The organism is Micromonospora sp. MW-13 (assembly GCF_003434305.1).
Lineage (GTDB): Bacteria > Actinomycetota > Actinomycetes > Mycobacteriales > Micromonosporaceae > Micromonospora.
In genome coordinates this window covers 75,449-98,306 of the sequence record NZ_QKKX01000064.1, presented here as the reverse complement: position 1 = coordinate 98,306, position 22,858 = coordinate 75,449, and the positions used below count along the sequence as shown (strand labels likewise).

General features: G+C 76.2%; 14 protein-coding genes. 5 read left to right on the top strand and 9 right to left on the bottom strand.

Features of this window, described 5'->3' with window-relative positions; translation table 11 throughout:
• Window positions 1-16 precede the first annotated feature (16 nt).
• The 8 genes from C5N14_RS27245 to C5N14_RS27210 all read right to left on the bottom strand — a co-directional run bounded on the left by C5N14_RS27245 (window position 17) and on the right by C5N14_RS27210 (window position 12,338).
• Window positions 17-1,831: an ATP-binding protein gene (locus C5N14_RS27245; RefSeq protein WP_128763674.1), complete on the bottom strand. Its 1,815-nt coding sequence runs from the start codon at window positions 1,829-1,831 to the stop codon at window positions 17-19.
• Window positions 1,828-3,300: a VWA domain-containing protein gene (locus C5N14_RS27240; protein WP_117672090.1), complete on the bottom strand. Its 1,473-nt coding sequence runs from the start codon at window positions 3,298-3,300 to the stop codon at window positions 1,828-1,830. Before C5N14_RS27240 ends, C5N14_RS27245 begins: the two co-directional genes overlap by 4 nt.
• Window positions 3,301-3,370: 70 nt before the next feature.
• Entirely contained in the window at window positions 3,371-5,572 is a 2,202-nt protein-coding gene (locus C5N14_RS27235) for a serine/threonine-protein kinase (RefSeq protein WP_117672088.1), read from the bottom strand.
• Window positions 5,569-6,774: a hypothetical protein gene (locus C5N14_RS27230; protein ID WP_117672086.1), complete on the bottom strand. Its 1,206-nt coding sequence runs from the start codon at window positions 6,772-6,774 to the stop codon at window positions 5,569-5,571. Before C5N14_RS27230 ends, C5N14_RS27235 begins: the two co-directional genes overlap by 4 nt.
• Window positions 6,775-6,787: 13 nt before the next feature.
• Window positions 6,788-7,903: a transporter substrate-binding domain-containing protein gene (locus tag C5N14_RS32425; RefSeq protein WP_165878241.1), complete on the bottom strand. Its 1,116-nt coding sequence runs from the start codon at window positions 7,901-7,903 to the stop codon at window positions 6,788-6,790.
• A 17-nt stretch (window positions 7,904-7,920) separates the two neighbouring features.
• Complete coding sequence (locus C5N14_RS32420) at window positions 7,921-9,306, bottom strand: hypothetical protein (RefSeq protein ID WP_165878240.1); 1,386 nt, start codon at window positions 9,304-9,306, stop codon at window positions 7,921-7,923.
• Between the two features lie 621 nt (window positions 9,307-9,927).
• A complete protein-coding gene (gene rfbB / locus C5N14_RS27215; protein WP_207892883.1) occupies window positions 9,928-10,926 on the bottom strand; it encodes a dTDP-glucose 4,6-dehydratase in 999 nt (332 codons plus the stop codon).
• Window positions 10,927-11,018: 92 nt separating this feature from the next.
• Window positions 11,019-12,338 (bottom strand): hypothetical protein, encoded by a 1,320-nt coding sequence (locus C5N14_RS27210; protein ID WP_117672084.1) that lies wholly within the window; start codon window positions 12,336-12,338, stop codon window positions 11,019-11,021.
• A 159-nt stretch (window positions 12,339-12,497) separates the two neighbouring features.
• Between C5N14_RS27210 and C5N14_RS27205 the strand changes: the two genes are divergently transcribed.
• From C5N14_RS27205 to C5N14_RS27185, 5 genes are all read left to right on the top strand, one after another.
• On the top strand, window positions 12,498-13,121 hold the full coding sequence (locus tag C5N14_RS27205) for a response regulator transcription factor (protein ID WP_117672083.1): 624 nt from the start codon (window positions 12,498-12,500) through the stop codon (window positions 13,119-13,121).
• Window positions 13,122-13,234: 113 nt separating this feature from the next.
• The gene (locus C5N14_RS27200) at window positions 13,235-16,942 is read left to right on the top strand and encodes a VWA domain-containing protein (RefSeq protein ID WP_128763673.1); all 3,708 of its coding nucleotides are present in this window, start codon (window positions 13,235-13,237) and stop codon (window positions 16,940-16,942) included.
• On the top strand, window positions 16,929-17,576 hold the full coding sequence (locus C5N14_RS27195) for a DUF4255 domain-containing protein (protein WP_243640078.1): 648 nt from the start codon (window positions 16,929-16,931) through the stop codon (window positions 17,574-17,576). The genes C5N14_RS27200 and C5N14_RS27195 overlap by 14 nt, the downstream gene beginning before the upstream one ends.
• A 5-nt stretch (window positions 17,577-17,581) precedes the next feature.
• Entirely contained in the window at window positions 17,582-19,693 is a 2,112-nt protein-coding gene (locus C5N14_RS27190; protein ID WP_243640076.1) for an ATP-binding protein, read from the top strand.
• 145 nt (window positions 19,694-19,838) lie between these two features.
• A complete protein-coding gene (locus C5N14_RS27185) occupies window positions 19,839-20,600 on the top strand; it encodes a DUF4157 domain-containing protein (protein ID WP_117672079.1) in 762 nt (253 codons plus the stop codon).
• Between the two features lie 50 nt (window positions 20,601-20,650).
• Here the strand turns inward: C5N14_RS27185 and C5N14_RS27180 are convergent, their stop codons facing one another.
• A complete protein-coding gene (locus C5N14_RS27180; protein ID WP_117672078.1) occupies window positions 20,651-22,411 on the bottom strand; it encodes a hypothetical protein in 1,761 nt (586 codons plus the stop codon).
• Window positions 22,412-22,858 lie beyond the last annotated feature (447 nt).

Below are 22,858 nucleotides of genomic sequence, written 5' to 3'. Positions count from 1 at the left end.
AACCACCGGCGCCGGCTCACCCGGTGCGGGACGGCCGCTGACGCCGCCGGGTGGCGAAGAACAGCGCGGCGGCCCGCCGGACGACGGTGGGCCGGCGCGGGTCGACGGCGACCTCCCGGAGCAGTTCCCGGTTCACTGCGGCGGCGGTCAGCGTGGTGAGCAACGCGAAGCACTCCTGCCGCACGTCACGCACCGGCGGCGGTCCGGCGGCGAGCGCCGGGGCGACGCCGTCCACCGGGCCCGGGCGGGGCGACCAGTGGGCCAGCAGCGCCGCCAGCACGTCGGACCGGACCACCGGGTCGGCGGCGCCGCCCGCGGCCAGGTAGTGCCCGGCGGCGATCGCCCCGGCCGGGTCCCGCGCCACGTCCCGGAGGAACCCCGGCGCGACCGTGGCCCGGCTCATCGCCCACAGCCCGACGCCCCGCTGGGAGGTGGTGGTCATCGCCCTGATCCAGCGCTGCGCGCTCCAGTCGCGGGCGAGCGGGCCCGCCGCCAGGTGCTCGACCAGGCCGGGCCAGGTCGCGGCCAACGCGCCGGGGGCCGGGACGGGCCCGCCCACCGCGCCCGACCGGGCGGCCGGCGCGCGGCCGGCCCCGGCGTCGGAGAACAGGCCGGTGGCGAGCAGGACCAGCCGCACCTGCCGGTCCCAGTCCGGCAGCACCCGGTCCGGCTGGTACGGCGCCTGTGCCGCCGACCAGTCGACCACCGCCGCGACCGGGTCGGCGCCGGTCACCGCGGCGACCGCCGCCACCTCGACCAGCTCGGTGTGCCGCTCGGTCAACCAGTCGGCGACCGGCCCGCCGCGTACCGCCCGGCGCAGCGCGTCGCACGTAGCGTCGAAGCTGGCCCGCCCGCCGCCGAGCAGGGCGCCGACGAACCGGTCCAGCAGCACCGCCGGGTCGGCCACCGGGTCCGGGCCGGCCAGCCCTGCCTGCCAGAGGGCGGCGGCGATGGTGGCGGTGAGGGGGTTGCGCAGCGCGGGGCGGGCCCGCTGCTGGTCGGCCCAGTTCAGGAAGCGCCGCGCGGCCACCGCGTCCGGGAACCAGCGGTGCGCGAACCGTCCGACGTCCGGGTCGGTGAACGGTGCGAGGTGGTACGCGGCGTACCCGGGGTCCAGGACCGCAAGCTCGTTCTCCGCGAGCTGGCGGGTCGTCACCAGGACCCGCCACGGCCCGGCTCCCGGCGCGGCCGGGGGCGCGGTGGCACGGGCCAGCGCGGCGAGGCGGTTGAGCACCTCCGCCCGGTCGTCCGGGTCCGCGACCGCGTCGACCCCGTCGACGCAGACCAGCCACCTCCGGTCCGGCGCGGGCTCGCGCGCGAAGTCCAGGCCGGGTGCCTGGTCGCGGTACGCCTCGGCGAGCGCGGCGGGCAGCGGTTGGTGCACCAGCGCGGTCGCCGGCAGGCCCACCACCACCGGCCCGGGAGGGGTCCGGCGCAACCGGCCCCGCCCGGCGAGCCACCACCGCGCCGAGTTCGCGCACGCCTGCCGTACCAGCGCCGACTTCCCGCTGCCCGGCTCGCCGATCAGCAGCACGTGCCCGGGGCCGGTGAGCAGCGACCCGACGTCGACGGGGCCGGCGGCGGGGTCGAGCCGGGCGACCGCCCGGCGGGCGACGTACACCTCCGACAGGGGGCGGACGTAGCCACCGGCGATCCGGTGCGGGTGGACGATCGCCTCCTCCGACTGGGCCCTCCACAGCGGGTTCAGGGCGGCCCACCAGCCGCGCCCGGGCCGCCCGCGCAGGTGGCGGCGGACCGCCAGGACGGCGGCGGCCAGCGCCAGCGAACCGCTGACCACACTGGCCACCTTGTCGAAGAAGTCCCAGGTCACGTGCCCACCGGGGCCGGCCCGCCCGGCGACTCGTGGTGGCTGCCGCACTCACCGCAGTACGGGCGGGTGTGCAGCTCGCCGCAGTGCTCCCACGGCGGCACCCGCTGCTCGGGGGCCGGGTACGGCGGCGGATCCGACCGCCCGGGGCCGTCCCCCGGCTCCCCGGACACCCAGGAGGACGTCTGCGGCGCGACCGCCGCCGAGTACTGCCACCGTCGCAGGTCGACGTGGGGCTTGAGGCGCACGTCGCCGGTGGCGGCGTCCCGCACGTCCACGATCCGATCGAGCTGCCGCAGCTTGTCGTCGTGGCCGCCAGCGTGGGCGAGCGCCACGGCCCGCCCGAGGTGGAGCTCCGCGTCGGTGAGCCGGCCGACGTTCGCCGCGGCCAGCGCCAGCCCCACCTGTTCGGCGTACCCCTGCTGGTGGGTGTAGTGGGCGACGGTCTCGTGCACCTGGGAGAACAGCTCGATCTCGTCGGTCCACTCCACGTCGACGGGCACCTCGGCGGCGTCCGGGGCCGCGTCGACCCGGACGCCCAGCCAGCCGATCCGCCGCCGGGCCTGCGGGGTCATCGGGTCCACCTCCAGGGCTACGTGGAAGTCGCGCCGGTCGGCCGGGCTCCACGCCCCGATGGGGAAGTCGGTGGTGAGGTCGCCGGCGGCCACGCCCCGGCCGGTGAGGTCGGCGATGGTCGGGTACACCTGCTTGACGAAGCGGATCCGGGCCAGCGCGCTGGTGCGCACCCGCAGCCGGGCGTCGGCGGCCCGGCGGGCCAGCGCGCGGGCCAGCACGGTCGCGAACTCGGCGGCGAGGCCGTCGAGGTCCTCCACCGGCACCACCGGGTTGGCGCCCAGCGCGTCCGCGATGCCGAGCAACTCCGGGCCGTCCCAGTCGTGCACCCCGTCCGCCGAGCCGATGGCCCGGCAGTCCACGGTGAACCGGCCCGCGCAGGACTCCACCGCCGCCCTCAGCTCGGCGGGCTGCTGGGACTCGTTGCGGCCGTCGGTCAGCAGGATGGCGTGCCCGATCGCGTCGGGCCGGGTGCCGAGCAGATCCCGGGCCAGCAGCAGCCACTTGCCGATGGCGGTGCCGCCGTGCGGCGACGCCCGGCGTACCGCGCGCCGAGCCGCGGCCCGGGTGCCCTCGTCCGCGACCGCGAGCCGCCGCTCGCCGGGGTAGATCATCGTGGCCCTGCTGGTGCCCTCCACCACGGCGAACGCCACCCCGTCGGGCAGCGCGTCGACGGCGGCGAGGGTGGCCGCGCGGGCGGCCCGCATCTTGGTCTGCGGCGCGCCCATCGAACCGGAGCAGTCGAGCAGGATCACCTCGGCGAGCCCGTGGTGACGCGCGTCGCCCCCGGCCGGTCCGGCCCGCACGGCGGCGACGACGTCGACGATCCCGCCGTCGGTCGGCAGGTACTCGCTGTGGTGGGCGGTCAGGTCGAGCCGCAGCCCGTCCGGTGCCGTCACGCGGGGCTCCTTTCGTCGGGTCCGCCGGCCGAGGCCCGGCCGGCTCCCGGCTCGGCGCGCGCGCCGCGGGTCACCACCAGGTCACCGGCCGGTGCGCGTTGGCGAGGTCCACCAGCGCGATCCGCTCCCGCCGGTCGCCGGTGCGGCCGGCCAGGGACCGGCAGGTGCGTTCGAAGGCGCGGCGCAGGGTGTCCGGGTCGAGCCGGTGGCCGAACAGGCGCCGGTCGGCGTACCGCCCGTCGGCCAGGTCGCTGCCGAGGGCGATCCGCAGGATGTGCGCCTCGACCAGGTCGCGTTCGGCGAACGGGGGCAGCTTCTCCACGACGGCCGCGGCGTCGAGGGCAGCGTCGAGCCGGTGGCCGTCCTCCGGCGCCTCCAGCAGCATCCGTACCGCGCAGGTCGCCGCCACCGTCGAGGCGCGGGAGGACTCCGGCACGGTGAGCAGGACGGCGGTGGCGGGGCGCGGGCCCTCGGTGACGAACAGGCAGCGGGCCAGCCCGAAGGCGGCGGCGACCACGCCCTGGTCGGTCTCCCACACCCCCCGGTAGTGCGCGGCGGCCGTCGGGTGGTCGCCGGCGATCTCGCAGGCCACCGCGTACGCCAGGCGCGCGGACACCTCGCCGGGCAGCCACCCGTACACCCGCCCGAACCAGTCCCGGGCGGTCGCACCGTGCCGGCCGACCAGGGCCACCAGGCCCCGGTGCCACCACAGCGACCAGTCGCGCAGGTCGTCGGGGAAGGCGGCGAGCAGCGGGCCCGCCTCGTCCGCCCGGCCCGCGGCGAGGTACGCCCGGACCATCCGGTAGGTGACCTCGGCCGTGTGCTCGGGCGCGGTGCCGAGCAGGGCGATCAGCTCGGCGGGGGTGGCCGGGCCGAGCGAGGCGAGGAAACCGGCGGCCGGGTCGTTGCCGTCGACCAGCGGCATCGGCAGGCCGAGCACGATCTCCACCACGTCGAGAGCGTCGACGTCGGCGTGCAGGGCGAACGCGCACGCCGCCGGGCTGAACAGGGTGGACCGGGTCGGCCGGGGGATGCCGTCGGCGGCCGAGCGGACCTGCCGCCGCACCCCCCTGACCTGCTCACGCATCTCGGCGGCGGAGCCGAACCGCTCCTCGGGCTCGACGGCGGTGGCCCGGGCCAGCAGCCGCGCGAACGGGTCGAGCGGGGCGGGCAGCGGCAGCCGCAGCAGGTCCTGCCCCACCGGCAGGGGACGCAGGTCCGCCGAGCTGACCGCCAGGGTCAACGCGGCGAGGGTACGGCCGACGGTGTAGATGTCGGAGCGGACGCTCGGCCCCGCCGGGCCGAGCCGCTGCACCTCGGGGGCCTCGAAGCCCGCCGTGCCCCAGGGCGGGCTGACGGTGTTGTCGATCCGCCGGGCCGCGCCGAAGTCGACGAGCTTGAGCGGGCCGTCCGGGCCGTACCCGCCGATCAGCATGACGTTCTCGGGCTTGAGGTCGCAGTACAGCCAGCCCTGGTCGTGCAGGTACTCGAAGGCGTCGAGGATCTGCACCCCGTACCCCAGCGCCTGCGGCACGTCGACGGCCGACGGGCCGCCGTCCGGTCCGATGGTGCGGCGGGCGTCCTCCAGGGTGCCGCCGTTGACGTACTCCATCACCAGGTATCCGACGTCGGAGTCGGACTCGGGGCGCAGCGCGTGGGTGATCGTGACGATGCGGGGGTGGTTGAGCGCGATCAGCGCCTGCCGTTCCCCGACGAACGCCGCCGCGGCCTCCCGGTCCTCGGGGTTGCGCTGCCCCTTCAGCACCCGCCAGCTACCGTCCATGTCCTCGTCGCGGGCGAGGAACACCCAGCCCACCCCGCCGTGCCCCAGGCAGCCCTCGATCCGGTACCGGCCGGCCCGCACGTCGCCCTTGGCCAGCGGCGGGGTGAACGAGTAGCGGGAGCCGCAGTTCGGGCAGTACCCGCTGACCCGGGGCACCCGGCGCCGGCACGTCGTCTGCGGGCAGTACCGGGAGTGCTCGGGCACGACGGCCTGGGACAGCACCGCCTCCAGCGGGTCCCGGGCCCGCGCCGACGGGATGAACGCCGGGCTCTCCCACGGCCGGGCCCGGGGGCGCCACAGCTCACGGGGCGGCCCCGGGACGGGCCGGTGGACCCGGGACGACGGCTGCGGGGCCACGGCCGAGGGCGGCGTCGAGTCCGCGCCCGGCGGGCCGCCGCCGCACGGGTGGCCCCACAGCCGGCAGAAGCCGTCCTGGTCCACCGCCCCGGGGCAGTTGCGTTCCGCGCAGGAACGGCTCGTCGGCGTCATCGCGTCACCTCGTTCACGGCCTGCTGGTAGGCGCGGACCGCCCGGCTCGCAGCGGTCACGGCGAAGCGGTCGGGGCGCAGCCTGTCCCGCGCCTCGCGGTAGCTCCGTTCCAGGTCGGGATGCTCGGCCCGGTCCTCGTCGGCGGCGCGCTGCCGGTACGCCTCCAGCCGCCCGCCGAGTTCCAGGTGGCAGCGGGCGCGCAGCCGCCGCCGGGCGGCGTCGACCAGGTCGGCGGCCCGGTCGAGGGCAGCCTCCAGCTCGGCGGCGGGGCCCGCCGGATCGCCGGGCGACGCGGCGCGGGCCCCGGCGGCGCGGGCGAGCAGCCCGTCGACGTCGAGGGCGGCCAGGGGGTCGCCGCCGTCGCCCAGCCCCTCCCGGGCCGCCTCGGCCGCCAGCTCCCGCAGGCGCCGCACCGACGAGCGCAGCCGCCGCTCCCCGGCCGTCCGCCGGTCCGGGTCGTCGCTGGCCGGGGCGAGCGCCCGGCGCACGGCGGCGAGGTCGTCCGCGAGGCCGGCCAGCGCGTCCCGCCAGGGGCCGGGGCGGGCGCAGCCCACCGGGTCCGCCGCGGCCTCCCGCTCCAGCCCGGCAAGCCGCGCGGCGGGTACGTCCAGCGCCGCGCCCCGGCCGGCCACCCCGGCCCGGTGCCGCAGGTCCGCGACCTCCTTGCGCAGCCGGTCGAGGTCGGCCTCCACGAACCGCACGGCCGTCCGGTACGCGTCGACGAGCCGGCGGATCGTGGCCCGGCGTTCCCGGGCCGCCGCGACGATCTCGTCGAGGGGCAACCACTCGACCCGGGCCGCCTCCCCCGTCGCGGAGGTGAACGTGACCTCGATCGGGTCGGTGAGCAGCCGGGCGAGGCGGTCGTCGCGCAGCGCCGCCGGGCCGGGGCGGACACCGGGGCCGGCCGGGTCGGCGCCGGGCGGGTCGGGGTCGGCGCCGGGCGGGTCGGGGTCGGCGCCGGGCGGGTCGGCGCCCGGCGGGTCGGCGCCCGGCGGGTCGGGGCCGTCGTCCATCGGGTCGAGGGCCAGCGACAGGCAGCCGAGCACGTGCAGCTCGTCCCAGGCCGCGCTCTCCGTCCCGGCGGTGACCCCGGCGAGCGGGGCGTGGAACTCCCCGGTGATCAACCCCTGCGCCTCCAGCAGCCACTCGGCGGCCAGGCCGTGCGCGGCCCGCACCGCGTCGAGCCGTTCGCCGTCCGGCATCACGTTCCGCCCCTCAGCCGGGCGGCCACGACGTGACCGGCGGGCCCGGTGTCGGCTGCCCCCGGTCGGGGTGGTCGGCGAGCCACTGCTGGTGCGCCGCCGACCACGCCCCGGAGGCGCGGGTGGACTCCAGGACGTGGTTGACGAACCGGGCCAGCTCGACGCTGTCCGGGTTGTCCCGGGCGAACGCGAAGGCGTGCGGCTCGTCGGTGAACCAGGTGCACGGCCGCCTGCCGTCGTGGTAGCGGCAGAACGGGGCGTTGTCCCGGGGCGACTCGGTGACCAACACGGTGTCGGGTGCCATCCGGGTGAAGCCGATCAGGATGTTCTCGTCCGTGCTGACCGCGTCGACCTGGCCCTGGCGCAGCATGACCAGGCAGTCGATCGCGTGGGCGGCCTGCACCGGCACCGGGTGCGCGCCGTCGGCCGTGCGGTAGCTGGCGATCGCCGCGAGTGAGGTGGTCCGCGCCGCCGCGCAGACCCGACGGCCGCCGAGCTGCTCGATGCCCGCGTACTCCGGGGGCCCGTCCGGCCGCCCGTCGACACGCCGGACCAGCGCCGTCTGCCCCGAGTCGAGGTAGTCGTTGGAGAAGACGACCTGCTTCGCCCGCTCGCAGCTCGCCGTCAGCGAGGTGGCGATGACGTCGACCCGGTCCGGGTGGTCCGGCGCCAGCATCTCGAAGGCGCCCTGCCCGGGCGGCACCACCTTGAAGGTGAGCCGCTTGCGCGGCTCCTCCCCCGGCCAGATGGCCCGGACCACCGCCAGCAGCAGGTCGATGTTGAAGCCCTCGAACTGCTGCGTCACGGCGTTCCAGTGGCTCATCGTGGCGTCCGACGGGTCGACGCCCGCGACCAGGCCCTGCCCCGGCGCCCGGTCGAGGATCGCCCGCGGCGGGGTACTGCTCGGGGCGAAGCTGCTGCGCACCGTGCAGATGGCGTTGGCCGGCTCACCACCGGCGGCGATCTGCTGCACGCCCGAGGGCGCCGCGGCGGGGACGGTGGTGGAGTCCGGCGGAACCGCCGTGCACGCCGCCACCGCCAGCAGCAGGACGCCGGCCCGCGCGGCCCGGGCGGCCACCGGCCCGCCGCCGCGGCGGGCCGCCGATCGTGTCGTCACCTGTGTCGTCATCGGTTCCCCCGCCCGTCTCACCGGTACTCGGCCAGGCGTTGCCGCAACCCGCCGACGACCGCGGCGCCGGCGAGCAACGTGACCCACGCGGCGAGCCCGCCGAACTGGCGCGGCGTCGCCGGCAGGCGGTCGACGTACCCGGCGACCACCTTGTCGCCCTCGTCGAGCCGGGCGGTGAGGGTGGCGGTCGCCGCGTCGAACGACCTCCCGGCCGGCCCGGCGTCCAGCACCGCGTCCATGGCCCGGCGGAACGCGTCCGGCTCCTGGCTCTGCCGGGCGGTCCACACGTCGGTCAGGGTGGCGCAGTCCACCCCGTCCGGGACGTCGCAGAGCTTCCGGCCGTCGAAGTCCTCGTGGTGGCCCACCGGGTCGACGCTGGCGCCGAGCCCGAGGTAGACGTCCGCGCGGCCGGCCAGCAGGGTGCCGAGCCGCTGTTGGGTGGCGCTCTGCTCGGCCACGGCCCGCTCCAGCTCGGGGAACCGGCTGTCGGCCGCCGGCCAGTGCGACCACGAGGCGACGGCCAGGGCCAGGACGGCCGCGACGCCCGCCGAGGCGACGAGCAGGCCGGCGTTGAGCCGGCGGCGGGTGCGCCGCCACAGCCACCACTGGACGGCCCCGAGCGCCGCCAGGGTCAGCAACGGCATCAGCAGGGAGGCTGCCGCCCACCACCGGGCGTCGACCCGGGCCTCCCGCAGCAGCCTGGTGTCGTAGTCCCACAGGGTCTGGGCGGCGGTCAGCAGTTGGGTGGACAGGTAGTAGGACGCCTCCCGCGCGTACGCGGAGGCGAGCACCCCCTGGCTGGCGACCGTTCCCCGGGCCTCGGCCACCGCCAGCGCGTCGGAGATGATGCGCTGGTAGACCTGCAACCGGGCGGCGATCGTGGCCAGCTTCGCGAGCCGGTCCGGGTCGTCGACCGCCGCGCCCATCGAGGCGTTCAGCGCGTGCTCGACCTCGTGGATCTTCCGCTGGTAGTCGGCCTTCAGCCCGGCCATCCGGTCCGCGCCGGGTGGCAGCAGGAAAACGGCGCTGGCGGCGACGTCGGCGTCGGCCAGGCCGACGTAGATCTGGCGGGCGCTCGTGCCGGTCCGCGCGGCGGCCGCGGCGGACCGTTCGCCCAGCGTGGTCGCCGGCCCGCCCGCGCGCAGCGCGACCACGGCCGTGGCGACGAGCAGGGCCGCGAGGAGGAGCCCGTGGACCACGATCCGCGCGGGGGTCGTCCGGAGCGGGTCCCGCCAGCGCGCCGGGCCGCCCCGGTCCGGCTGGGCCGCGCTCCCGGTCAGCGTCGCGGTCGACGCCTCGGCCCTGCGGCCGACTTCCACACCTACGGTCATCCGCGCCCCCGTCCGCCCCGCCCGCGCCACCTCCAGCTCGCCGGCCCGGGCCTGGCCGGCGCGGATGGACACCGGAGAGAAGATCCAGGATGGCAGAGCAGCCGGGGGGTGGGCCGCACCATGTCCGGTATCCGACCGGGCGGTGGCCCGCCGGGACGCCACGGTGTACCGGTCGGTGCGGCGGCGCGGCACGCCCAGGCGCTGCGCGACGGGGTGCACCCGCAGCCTCGGCCGACCGCTCGGCGACGACCACCGCCACGCCTTCGGGCACCCGCTGGAGGCCGAACTCGAACGCGTACTCCCGGCCTGACCGGCGCGGACGCGTCCACCTGTCCCTCTCCCTCGTCGGGCCGCGCCCGTTCTCGTCACCGATCATCAGCCCCGGGGCAAGTCGAGCAGGGCGTCCGCCGGGTCCGGGCTGGGTGGCCCCGCCGGCCTCCATTGCCCCGACCGCTTCCGGAACGGGTACCAGCGGTCGTCCCGGCCGTACCGCACCTGGACGTCGCTGCCGATGGTCCACCGGTTGCGCCAGCTCCTCACCTCGGCCGGGACGCCGTCGCCCTCGCCCGCCTCGCGCAGCGCATCGGTGGCGCGATCGGCCTGCGGGGTCGACGCGATCGGTCGTTGCGCTGAGGTCAGTCCTGGCTCCCCGGCAGAACCGGGCGATCGAGGCCGGCCGGGGCCGTCGGCCGGCTAGCGCCCGATGGCCGCGTAGCGGGCCTCGGTGCCGGCCTTCTGCGGCCCCCACCACCACTCGTTGCGCCGGTACCAGTCGATGGTGGCGGCCAGCCCGTCGGGCAGCTCCGCCCAGCGGGGCCGCCAGCCCAGCTCCCGGCGGATCTTCCCGCTGTCGCAGGCGTAGCGCAGGTCGTGGGCGGGGCGGTCCGGCACGCTGTCGAAGTCGTCGGTGGGCCGGCCGAGCAGCGTCAGGGTCAGCTCCACCAGGGCCCGGTTGCTCCACTGCGCGCCGGAGCCGATCAGGTACGTCTCGCCGACCTTGCCGGCGTCGAGGATCGCCAGCACCGCGTCGTTGTGGTCGTCGACGTGGGTCCACTCCCGCACGTTCTCGCCGGTGCCGTAGAGCTTCGGCCGCTGCCCGAGCAGCACGTTGGTGATCTGCCGGGGCAGGAACTTCTCCACGTTCTGGTACGGCCCGTAGTTGTTCGCGCAGTTCGACAGCGTCGCCCGGACCCCGTACGACCGGGTCCAGGCCCGGACCAGCAGGTCCGAGGCCGCCTTGGTGGCCGAGTACGGGCTCGACGGGTCGTACCGGGTCTCCTCGGTGAACGCCCCGCCGCCGTGCAGCGGCAGGCTGCCGAACACCTCGTCGGTGGAGACGTGGTGCAGCCGCCGGTCGTGCCGGCGGACCGCCTCGAGCAGCACGAAAGTGCCCTCGACGTTGGTCCGCAGGAACGGGGTGGGGTCCTGGAGGGAGTTGTCCACATGGGACTCGGCGGCGAAGTGGACCACCGTGTCGCAGTCCCGGACGAGGGCGTCGACCAGGTCGCCGTCGCAGACGTCGCCACGGACGAAGGTGATCCGGTCGGCCACCTCGGCGAGGTTGCCCCGGTTACCGGCGTAGCTGAGCGCATCGAGGACGGTCAGCCGCAGATCCGGCCGGACGGCCAACGCCCGGTGGACGAAGTTGGCACCGATGAACCCCGCACCGCCGGTGACCAGCATCTGCTCCATGCCGCGACGCTAGCCGACGCGTCCCGAAGTCGGGTCGGAGTCCGCCACCTGCCCGCTGGCGGACCGGTGGCGCGCCGGTCGACCCGGTGTCGTCAGCCGGCGGGGCGGGTGTAGCCGTTGAGCAGGGCGAAGTCGCGGCACTGGCCACCGCCGCCCCCGGCGCCGTCGAGCGTGGTGCCCGCCTTCCGGCAGGTGGCCCGCAGGCTGATCACCCGGCCGGCGCGGACCTCGATCGGCGACACCATGTGGTAGTCGAGGTCGCGGAAGTTGTTCAGCGCCACGGTGAGCACCGTCGTCCCGTCCACCACCAGTTCCAGCCGCCCCTCGTCGCCCTGCGGGTTCTGCAGGAAGATGTCGGTCAGCACGAAGACCCGCCGGGACGCCACGGTGTACTGGTCGGTGCGGGTGGCGCCGCCCGAGGCGGTGACCGAGAGCCGACGGCTGAACGACTGCCCGCCCGCCGGGATGCCCGGCACGGGCGCGGTCGCGCTGGGCGACGGCGGCAGCGGCGGGTTGCTCGGGGTCGGCCCCGACGGCCGTGGGCTGGCAGACGCGCCGCCGAGCGCCCGCTGGGCCTTGTCGTCGGCCTGCTGGGCCCGGCTGTCAGCGGCGCTGGCCTGCTGCGCCACCGGGGCCACCTGCTCCTGCGCGACCTCCTCGGCCAGGGACTTCACCGTGGGCCGCAGCAGCGCGTACCACAGGCCCGCGCCGAGCAGCGCCAGGACCACCAGCGCGGCGAGGATCCGACCCACCCCCTGCGGCAGCAGCGGCTCCTGCACGGTCGCCGCGTCCAGGGCGGCCGGGGGCGTCTCCTCCGAGGCGACCGCGACCTGGAAGGGCAGCGTCACCGGATGGCCCCGCCACCGCAGCCGGCGCGCGCGGACCCGGACCTGGACGAAGGCCGCCTCGCCGGGGGCCACCGCGAGCTGCGAGGGGCGGACCGCGACGCGCAGCCGGTTGTCCGGATCGCTGCCGGCCAACGCCAGCCCGAGCGGCGTGTTGCCCAGGTTTGACACCGACAGCTCGTGCCGGCCACCCCAGCGCCCCCGCGAGGTGCGCGGCAGGATCTCGGGGGCGATCTCGGCGAACGGCAGCACCCGCACCGTGGCCTCCGGAACGACCTGGCCGTCCGGGTTCTCGGCCGGGGTGACCCGCACGGCGAAGGGCCGTTCACCGGCCACCACCTGCGGCGACCGGGGTGGCTGGAAGCGGATCGCGACCGTCTCGGCCGAGCCCGGGTAGACCGAGATGGTGTCCGGCTCGGCGTGGGCCCACCCGGCGGCGTCGCCCAGCAGCTCCAGCACGTACGACTCGACGATCGGGCCGGTGTTGCGGACCTCCAGCCGGCAGCTCGCCTCGCTGCCCGGGCTGACCTCGACGAGGTCGGTGTCCAGGTTCGCGTCGGTGGTCATGGCGCGACTCTAGGTGCGTGCCCGCCCGCTCAATCCGCCGTGGAGGAAGACCTTGGGGCAACGCGGGAGGGCCGTTGAGCCCACGTTGACTGCACGATTGGTGCCGCGGGCGATACTCGGCGTCACCGATCGTCCGACCGAGCGCACTCGGGGGTGCTCATGCGACGCGTACCAGTCCACCTGTCCTCCACCGACGTCATCTCGCGCGCCGGCGTGGTCAGTCAGCTTCGGCCCCGTCCGGAGGTGCTGCTGCTCGACGAGGCCGAGGCCGACCGGGCCGAGGTGGCGGTGATCATCACCGACGGCATCGACGAATCGTCCCTGCGGACCCTGCGCGCGACGCGCAGCCGGGGCACGCCCGCGCTGGTCCTGGTGGTGACCCAGGTCGACGACGCCGGGCTGGTCGCCGCGGTGGAGCACGGTGTGGCGGGGATCGTCCGCCGGTCGGAGGCCAGCGCGGACCGCCTCGTCGCGGTGGTCCGAGCCGCTGCGGCGGGCGAGGGCGCCGTCCCGCCGGACCTGCTCGGCCGGCTGCTCCAGCAGGTCGGGGCGCTGCAACGGGAGGTGCTCGGGCCGCGCGGGCTAACCTTCTCGGGTCTGGCCGACCGGGAGGTGGAGGTGCTGCGCCTGGTCGCCGATGGCTTCGACACCGCCGAGATCGCCGCGAAGCTGTCCTACTCGCAGCGGACGATCAAGAACATCCTGCACGACGTGACGAACCGGCTGCACCTGCGCAACCGCTGCCACGCGGTGGCGTACGCGCTGCGCAACGGCCTGATCTGAGCCGCGCTGCCCCATCGGGCAGGCCGTGCTGCCCACAGACCGGCACCGACCGCCGCTACCCGCCCCGCCGGGGGTGGCCACGGTGGGGACAGGGGTGACCACGGGGAGGTGTCGTGCGCTGGGGCAACCGCCGCTGGGGAGTCATGGTGCTCGGGTTGGTGGCCGGGCCGGCGTTCGCCGCGCCCGCGCCACCCGCGCCGCCCGCGCCCACGCCGCCCGCACCGGCGCCGGCCCCGCCGGCCGCCGAGGTGGGCTACCGGCTGGGCTACCGCAGCGAGGAGCGCCCGACCCTGGTGGTGAGCGTGGCCGGCACCGCCGAGCCCCGTCCGCTGCTGTCCGGGAGCGAGCGCGGCGACGCCGAGCAGGACGTCGACGCGCGCGCCGGCGAGCTGGTCTGGGTCGGGCGGCGGGCCGCCCCCGGCGGCGCCGACCGGGGCGGCGGGCTCTACCTGCGCCGCCCGGGCGGGTCGCCGGTGCGGCTGGTCGGCGGCCCGGGCACGGTCGCCCACCCCGCCCTGTCCCCCGACGGCCGGCAGGTCGCGTTCACCAGCGACCGGGCCGGCAACGCCGACATCTGGGTGGTCCGGGTCGACGGTTCCGGGCTGCGCCGGCTCACCGACCACCCGGCCGAGGACAGTTGGCCGACCTGGTCGCCGGACGGGGTCCGGATCGCCTTCGGCAGCACCCGGGCCGACCCCGCCGGGGACGTCTGGGTGCTGCCGGCCGGGGGCGGTGCCGCGGTCCGGGTGACCGACGGCCCGGCCGCCGAGGGGCAGCCCGCCTGGTCCCCGGACGGCGCGCGGATCGCCTTCACCACCACCCGGTTCGCGCCGGCGGGCGCCCCGGGCTTCCGGACGGTGGCCACCGTGGCCCCCGGCGGCGGCCCGGTGACCCGCGCGGTGCCGGGCCCCCGGGACGCCGCTGAGCCGGCCTGGTCCCCCGACGGCGCGCGGATCGCCTTCACCTCCACCCGCGACGACCCCGCCGGGGACGTGTACGTCGCCCGGGCCGGCCGGGTGACCCCGGTCGCCGCCGGTCCGCTGCCCGAGCACGAGCCCGCCTGGCGGGGTGGCGACCTGATCTGGACGGCCACCGAGCGGGCCGACACCAGCGACGTGTGGACCGCCGACGCCACCGGCGGGGACCGCCGCGACCACACCGCCCGGCCCGGCCTGTCGGAGACCGGGCCGGCGTTCAGCCCCGACGGCACCCGGCTCGCCTACAGCGCCGACCAGCCCGGCGGCGGGGCCCGGATCGTCGTCGCCGACGCCTCGGGCGCCGACCCGCGCGCCCTCCCCCCGCCGGGCACCGCCGAGGAGGACCGGGACACCGACCCGACCTGGTCCCCGACCGGCGAGGCGGTCGCGTTCACCCGGCAGCCGTCGGACACCGACGAACCCTCGCGGATCCTGGTCGTCGCGGTCGCCGACGGGCGGCTGCTCGCCGAGGTGCCGATGCCCCCGCACCTGATCGGCCGCGACACCGAGCCGGCCTGGTCGCCGGACGGCCGGCGGCTCGCGTTCTCCCGGCTGGCCACCCCCCGGCGCAGCGACCTGGCGGTGCCGCGGGTGGACCGGCCGGCGCTGCCGGGCACCTCGTTCACCGTGCAGCAGTCGCTGCCCACCCCGCCGATCCCGCCCCGACCGGACATCGTCTTCCTCGTCGACGACACCGCCTCGATGTCCCAGCCCGGGGAGGGCGGGGCGAGCGTGATCGACCAGCTCAAGGACCGGCTGCCCGAGGTGGTCGACAGCGTGCGGGCGAGCCAGCCGGACGCCCGGTTCGGCCTGGCCACGTTCAGCGGGCGCGGCAGCGAGGGCGAGTACGACCCGGACATGTACCTGCCCCGCCAGCCGGTGACCGCCGACGACGCGGCCGTGGACGCCGCCGTGCGGCGGCTCACCGCGCAGAGCCCGTACGGCACGGAGAACTGGTTCTACGCGCTGCGGCAGCTCGCCGGCAACGACCGGATCGGGTTCCGACCGGACAGCAGCCGGATCGTCGTGCTGATCAGCGACACCGACAGCGTGGACAAGACCCTCCTGCCGCCCGCGGAGGGCACGATCGACGAGGGCGACCTCACCCGCGCCCTCCAGGCCGCCGGGATCGCGCTGATCGGCGTGCCCATCGCCGGCGCGGACTTCGAGCGCGGGCTGAACTACGACGGCGCGGCCGGCCGGCTGACCGAGGCCACCGGCGGGCTGCTCACGGCCAACAGCGACCCGGGGCAGATGATCACGGCCATCATCGAGGCCATCGGGAAGCTGAAGGTCACCGTCAGGCCGAGCGCCACCTGCGACGACGGTCTCTCCGTCGCCTTCGACCCGGACCCGGCCCGGGTGGACGCCGGCACGCCGGCCCGGTTCACCGAGACCGTCTCCGTCTCGCCCGGGGCGGTCCCGGGTTCCGTGCTGCGCTGCACGCTGCGCTTCGACCTCGACCCGCCGGAGGCCGGGTCCGACGCCGTGCAGGAGCTGATCGTCCGGGTCGCGCAGCCCGGCCTGCCGCTGGTCCGGGTAGACGACGTGCAGGTCGCCCCGACCGGGCCGGCCGGCGCCCAGGTGACCTACCAGGCCACGGCCGTGGACGCGGCGGGCCGGCCGCTGCCCGTGCGCTGCGAGCCGCCGTCGGGCTCGCGGTTCCCGATCGGACAGACCGTGGTGACCTGCCGGGCCACCGACCGGGCCGGCCGCACCGGCGCCGACACGGCACTGATCATCGTGTCCGACCCGCAGCTCACCGGCACCCGAATCTGGCTCGCCCGGCTCGACGGCGGCCTCACCGGCACCCTGACCGTCACCGACCAGACCGACCTCAGCGCCCGGATCGGCGACGGCTGCCCGGCCCGCGAGACGGACCGGTCGCCGGCCTGGTCCCCGGACGGGACCGCGATCGCGTTCGCCGACAGCAGCCGCCCCGCCGACCTGTGCGTGGTCGCGCCCGACGGCTCCGCCGCCCGGCATCCGCTCGCCGCCGGCGACCGGGACGGCCGTTCGGTGGCGGACCCGGCGTGGTCCCCGGACGGCCGGCGGATCGCGGTGACCCTCCGGGGGTCCGAGGAGCCGCCGGACATCGTCGTGCTGCCCGGCGCGGGCGGCCCGCCGACGACGGTCGTCCGGCAGGTCGGCTCGGAGCCGGCGTTCCAGCGCCTGCCCGCGCCGGACCTCGCGCTCACCGTCTCCGTCGGCAACCAGCCGGCCTACGTGGGCGGCGACCCGGTCCCGGTCACCTTCACCGTGCGCAACGCCAGCCCCCTGCCGGCCGACAACGTCTGGCTGGACGTCACCCCGCCCGCCCCGCTGCTGCCGCCGGTCAGCGCCGACCCGCGCTGCGGCGCCGGCCGCCGGCTCTGCCTGCTCGGCACGCTCGGCCCGGGCGGCCAGCAGGTGGTCAGAGTCGTGCTGCCCGCGCAGGCGGCGGTCACCGCGACGGTCGCCGGCCGGCTGACCGCGAGCGTACGGGAGGTGTCGGCGACCCGCACGGCGCAGGCGCCGGTGCAGGTGGTCGCGCCGCGGCTGCGCGTCGACCCGGCGATCGGGCCGCCCGGGTTCGTGACCGCCGCCGTGGGCACCGGCTTCCCGCCCGGGGCGACGGTGCGGCTGCGCTGGCAGCCGGGCATCACCGCCACTCCCGACACGGTGACCGTCGACGCGGACGGCAGCTTCCGTACCCAGGTGCTGGTGCTGCGCAAGGACGAGCTGGGCCCGCGCGACCTCGCCGCCGCGCGGGACAGGGGCCCCGCCTTCGGGTCGGTGCGCGCCACCGAGCCGTTCCTGGTGGTGCCGCGCGGGCTAGACCCGCCCTTCCGTGGCAGGTGGTGACCTGGTGATCCACGAGATCGACGACGCGCTGCGCCGGCTGGTCCGCGACGAGGCCCTGCCCGGGTCCGGCGTGGACATCGTGCTGGAGGCGCCGACGAAGGAGTGGGCGGCCCGGCGCAACGCCCCCACCGTCAACGTCTACCTCTACGACATCCGGGAGGACCTGCGCCGCCGGTCCCGGGGCCTGGTCAACGAGTACGACGAGCGCGGCCAGGTGGCCCGCCGGGTCGCCCCGCCCCGCTACGTCAAGCTGTCCTACCTGGTCACCGCGTGGACGCAGCGCCCCGAGGACGAGCACCGGCTGCTCTCCTCGCTGCTGCTGTGCTTCCTGCGCCTCGACGCGCTGCCCCCGGCGGTGCTGACCGGCTCGGTGGCCGCGATCGGCATGCCGGTGCCGATGACCGTGGCGCTGCCGCCGCCGGAGGACCGGGCGTTCGCCGACGTGTGGACCGCGCTCGGCGGGGAGCTGAAGCCCTCACTCGACGTGGTGGTCAGCACTCCCGTCGACAGCGGCCGGGTGGTGGAGGCCGGTCCGCCGGCCCGCGAGGGCCTGGTCGCCGAGGTCGCCGACAACACCCGCGACGACGCCGCCGGGGACCGGGTCGGGCACCGGCCGGCCCGAGCCGGGGGCTGAGAGCCGTGGCCGGGGACTCGCCGACACTGCTGCGCCGCCTCCAGCGGGTGGAGCTGGCGGTACGCGCCGCGGTGGCGGCCCGCCGGGAGGCCGACCCGCAGCCCGACGACCCGTTCCGGGGGCTGTACCTGTCCGACGAGGCGGTCGACGCCGCCCTCGCCGCCGGCCGGGAGCCTTTCGCCCCGTGGCCGGGCGATCCGGCCGACGCCTCGGCAAGGGCGTCGGCCGGATCGGGGCCGACAGTTGGGCCCGAGGAGACGGCGCCGGCCGGGCCTGGGCCGACCCCGGGCGGGACCGACGGAACCGGGCGGAAGCCCGGCCCGGACCGGCTGGCGGCGCTGGCCCGGGCGGCGGGGCTGACCCCGCTGGACGAGGCGCTGCTGTTGGTGGCCCTCGCCCCGGACGTGGACAGCCGGTTCGAGCTGTTCTACGGCTACCTCAACGACGACGTGACCCGCCGCCGGCCCTCGGTCGGGCTGGCGCTGCGGCTGTGCGGGCTGCCCGAGGCCGCCGCGCCGGCCCGGCTCCGGCTCGCCGCCGGGGCGCCGCTGATCGACGTGGCGCTGCTGCGGGTGGACTCCCCCGACCGGCCGGTGCTCAGCCGGGGACTGTGGGTGCCCGACCGGGTGGGCGGCTGGCTGCTCGGCGCCGACGCCCCGGAGCCGTCCCTCGCCGGACTCGCCGAGCCGGTCGACGCGGTCGGGCCGCCGCCGCCCGGCGCAAGGCAGCTCGGCCGGGCCGGGGCGCGGCTGGCGTACCTGCGGGAGCAGCCCGGCGGCAGCGCCCTGGCGCTCGCGGTGGCCGCCCTCGATTTCGCCGGGCGTGGCGCGCTCTCCGTCGACCTGCCCCGGCTCGCGGCCGACCCGCAGGCGGCGGAGCTGGCCACCGTGCTGGTCCGGGAGGCCCTGCTCACCGGGGCGGGCCTGGTCGTCGGGCCGGTGCGGGGCGGCGAGCCGTGGGCACTCTGGTCCCGGCTCACCGCCGGGACCGTCCCCGTGCTGGCGTACGGGACGCAGCCCTGGGACCCGGCGTGGACGGCCGTCGCACCGGTGCAGGTCGACGTGGTGCCGTTGAGCGCCGCCGAGCGGGCCGCCGTGTGGCGGGCCGCCCTGCCCGGCCAGCTCGCCGACGGGCTCGACCCGGCCGCCGCCACCGCCCACTTCGTCCTCGGCGCCCCGGCGATCCGGCGGGCCGCCTCGGTGGCCGTCCAGCTCGCCGCCGCCACCGATGAGCCGGTCGGCGCGGCGCACCTGCGCGCGGGTGCGCGTACCCAGAACGCGGCCGGCCTGGAGCGGTTGGCCCGGCGGATCGTCCCGGAGGTCGGCTGGGACGACCTGGTGCTGCCGCCGGCGACGCTGTCGCTGCTGCACGAGCTGGCCGGGCGGGCCCGGCACCGGGACCGGGTGCTGCGCGAGTGGCGGATGCGCCCCGGCGGCGGGCGCGGGCACGGGGTGGCCGCGCTGTTCGCCGGGGACTCCGGCACCGGCAAGACGATGTCCGCCGAGGTGGTGGCGGGCAGCCTCGGGCTGGACCTGTACACGGTCAACCTGGCCACGGTGGTGGACAAGTACGTCGGCGAGACCGAGAAGAACCTGGAGCGGATCTTCGGCGAGGCGGCCGGGGTCAACGGGGTGCTGCTCTTCGACGAGGCCGACGCGATCTTCGGCAAGCGCTCGGAGGTCCGCGACGCCCACGACCGGTACGCCAACATCGAGAGCGCGTACCTGCTGCAACGGATGGAGACCTTCGACGGGCTGGCGGTGCTCGCCACGAACCTGCGGGCCAACCTGGACGAGGCGTTCACCCGCCGCCTGGACGTGGTGGTCGACTTCCCGGTGCCCGACGAGGCGGCCCGGAAGGCGTTGTGGGACCGCTGCCTCGGCGACCGGGTGCCCCGCGCCCCCGACGTGGACCTGGGCTTCCTGGCCGAGGCGTTCGAGCTGGCCGGCGGGCACATCCGCTCGGCCGCGGTGACCGCCGGGTACCTGGCCGCCGGGGCGGGCCGGCCGGTGGGGATGTCCGAGCTGATCGGGGCGGTCGGGCGGGAGTACCGCAAGCTCGGCCGGTTGACCCTGGAGAGCGAGTTCGGCCGCTGGCTGCCCCTCGCGGTGGGCTGACCGGTCTCTGCCGCCCGCGGGCTTCTGACCGGCCGTCCTGCCCTTTCGGGCACCGGGACCTGCCCTTCTGTCGGGTCCGGCTGACGCTGTCGCAGTGAGCGGCCTCGGGGCACGGTCGAGGGACACCCGGCCACAGGGGGTAACCATGCGCGGACACCGTGAATTCGACTCCGAGGCGTCGGTACGCCCGGCCGGTGACCGGCCGTCCGGCCCCGAACGCGACACCGACCACCTGACGTACTCCGCCGCCACCGCCGGCCGGCCCGACGTGCTCGGCGCGTCCGGGCTGCTCGGGCTGCAACGGGCGGTCGGCAACCAGGCCGTCGGCGAGTTGCTGGAGCCGGAACGCTCTCCGGTGCACAACGTCGTCAACTCCGGCGGCGGGACGCCGCTCGCGCCCGACGTGCGGGCCGACATGGAGGCCCGGTTCGGCGGGCAGGACTTCGGCGACGTCCGGGTGCACACCGACGGCGCGGCGCACGAGTCGGCGAAGTCGGTCAACGCGCAGGCGTACACCGTCGGGTCGAACATCGTCTTCCAGCGCGACAGCTACGACCCGGCATCGCCTGGCGGGCAGCACATGCTCGCCCACGAGCTGACCCACGTCGTGCAGCAGCGCAGCGGCCCGGTGGACGGCACCGACAACGGCGGCGGCGTGAAGGTCAGCGACCCGTCCGACCGCTTCGAACGCGAGGCCGTCACCAACGCCGACCGGTTGATGTCCACTCCGGCCACCCCCGCCCCGGCGGCCGCCGCCCCCGTCCAGCGGGCGGTCGAGCACGACGGGCACGACCACCCGCAGGTGCAGCGCGCCGAGGAGATGTCCGAGGAGGACGAGTCGGCGCAGACGTACCTGCAGCGGCAGGAGGCCGGCGAGGAGGAGGAAGAGGAGCCCTCGACCTCCTGACCTCGCCGGCCGTCCCGGTCACGCCGATCGTGCCGATCGGGGCAGGCCCGTCAGGCGACCCGGAAGGCGTACGACTTCGCGATGTAGCTCTGCTTCCCGTCGGGGCGGACGGCGTACACGCTGACGGTCTTGATCCCCCTCGACGGCGGGGTCCAGGTGACCGAGGCGGTTCCGTCCGGGCCCGCCGCCACCGTCTGGTACGCCGAGTCACCGGTGAACTTGTACCGGTACTCGCTCACCTCGTCCCAGTTGGACGGCGGCGAGAAGACGAACGTCCCCGGCACGCCGATGCCGCCGGAGGCCTGCAGGCCGGGGTAGACCGTGGAGGAGACGCCCGGCGGCTGGTGGTTGAAGCGCAACGACCACGACCCCTCCGAGGACACCCAACCGTTCGTGCTGCGGCTGCGTACCGTGAGCTGGTAACCCGTCGGTTCGTCGGCGGTGAAGGTGACCGTGGCGCTACCGTCCGGGCCGGCCGGGACGGTCTGCTTCGTGCCCCCGGTCAGCAGGTATTCGTACTCGGTGACCGGAGCGACCCCGGCGTGCGGCGTGATCCGGACGGTCGCCTCGTCACCCCAGTCGGGCTGGTCGCCCACCACCGTCACGGTCGGGTCGGTGTCCGGCACCCGGATCTCGTAGCGGGTCTCGGCCGACCGGTTGCCCGCCCGGTCGAGCGAACGCACGACCAGCGTGTTGAGGAAGTCCCGGGGCGGGTTCAGCGTCAGCGTCGCCGAACCGCCCGGAACGTCGGTCTGCACGGTGCCCGGTACGGTCAGCGGGTCCGGGCAGACCAGCTGGCCGAGGTCGCCGTAGCTGCACCCGGACACGGGAATCGACTCCCAGGCGTACGCGAAGCCGACCACGTCGGGGTCGCCGCCACCGGAGAGGGTGAACACCCCCGGCTCGCCAAGCGGGGTCAGGCCGGTGTCCGAGGTCGGATAGTTGGCCGACGTCACCTGGGCAGCCGGCGGCACCGTACGGTCGACCGTGAAGTAGCAGGTCCGGGACCAGGCGGAGGTGTCCAGGCCGTCGGAGGTCCGGGCCTGCCAGGCGTACGTCGTCCCGTCGACCAGCGCGGTGTCCGGCACCTGGACCGTGATGATCCGGCCGGACCGACCGTGCTCCTGGCTCAGTTCGACCCGTGCCGCCGGGTCGCCGACCGGCCAGGCACCGACGTCGAGCCGCAGGCTGTCCAAGTCGTCGGCGTCGTTTCCGACGGCCTGGAGGGTCGCACGCTGGGCCGGCAGCGCCGGGTAGGGGGCCTGCTCCCGACACGGGAAGCCGCCGTTGTAGAGGTGGTCGTCGTCAACCGCCGGCAACGAGTTGTAGGTGACGCTCAACTGCAACCGCTTGTACCAGTTGAGCTGGCGGCCATAGCTGAGGTCGCTCTCGTACTGCGCCGACACCCGCAGCTCGATGGTGATCCGCCCGTCGTCCTCACGGGCGTCGTCGAGGGCCGCCGCCGAGATGTCGAACGCCAGATCGACCGGGCAGTACGGCGAGTCACCCGCCTCGTCCAGCTTCTCGATCTCCGCCGGTGCACCCGCCCAGGTCGGCGTCTGCGTCACCGCTGCGGTACGCCAGACCTCGATGGCCCGCCTCGGGCACTCCGCCGCGCTCTGCTCGCGGAGGTACAGCTTGCCGCCGATCGTCCGCCGGGCGGTGAAGCCGGTCAGGTCGAAGGTGGCGTAGACCCGAGACGTGTGGAGCTGACTCGCCCCGTCCTGCCAGGTACCCAGCGGGGCGTTGGTGTCGCCCTCCCACTCGTAGGCGACCTGCGCGTCGCTGGAGTCGGTGTAGCCGATCTGCATCGGTAGCTGAGTCTCATGGTGGGGAGCCGCGGAGACTGCTCCAGCGGCCGACACGACGGCGAGCCCGCCGGCACCGACCACCGCCACCACGGCGGTAGCCAACCTCCGGCCCATTAATGACCAATCCATAGCGACAGACCTCTCCCCGTATGCCTGCGAACCCCGAAATGACGCAGCGCATCGACGATGCTAGGGATCTTCGGTTACGTCGTCCACGCCTTTGGCCGTCGACCATGCCTCGCGAATCGCCGCGGTTCCACCACGCGAGCGCTGCCCCATCGGGCAACTTTCGCGGCACTCCCAGGAAGCCGCACGGTCAGTGACCAGTGACTCCAAGTATCGGACACTCGTTTTCACGGTGAACTGACGGTGGCATGCCCGGCCCGGGAGGTGCAGCGTGAAGGCGCCGGCCGAGGAACGAGGTGCGGAACGCGCTCCGGTACGCCC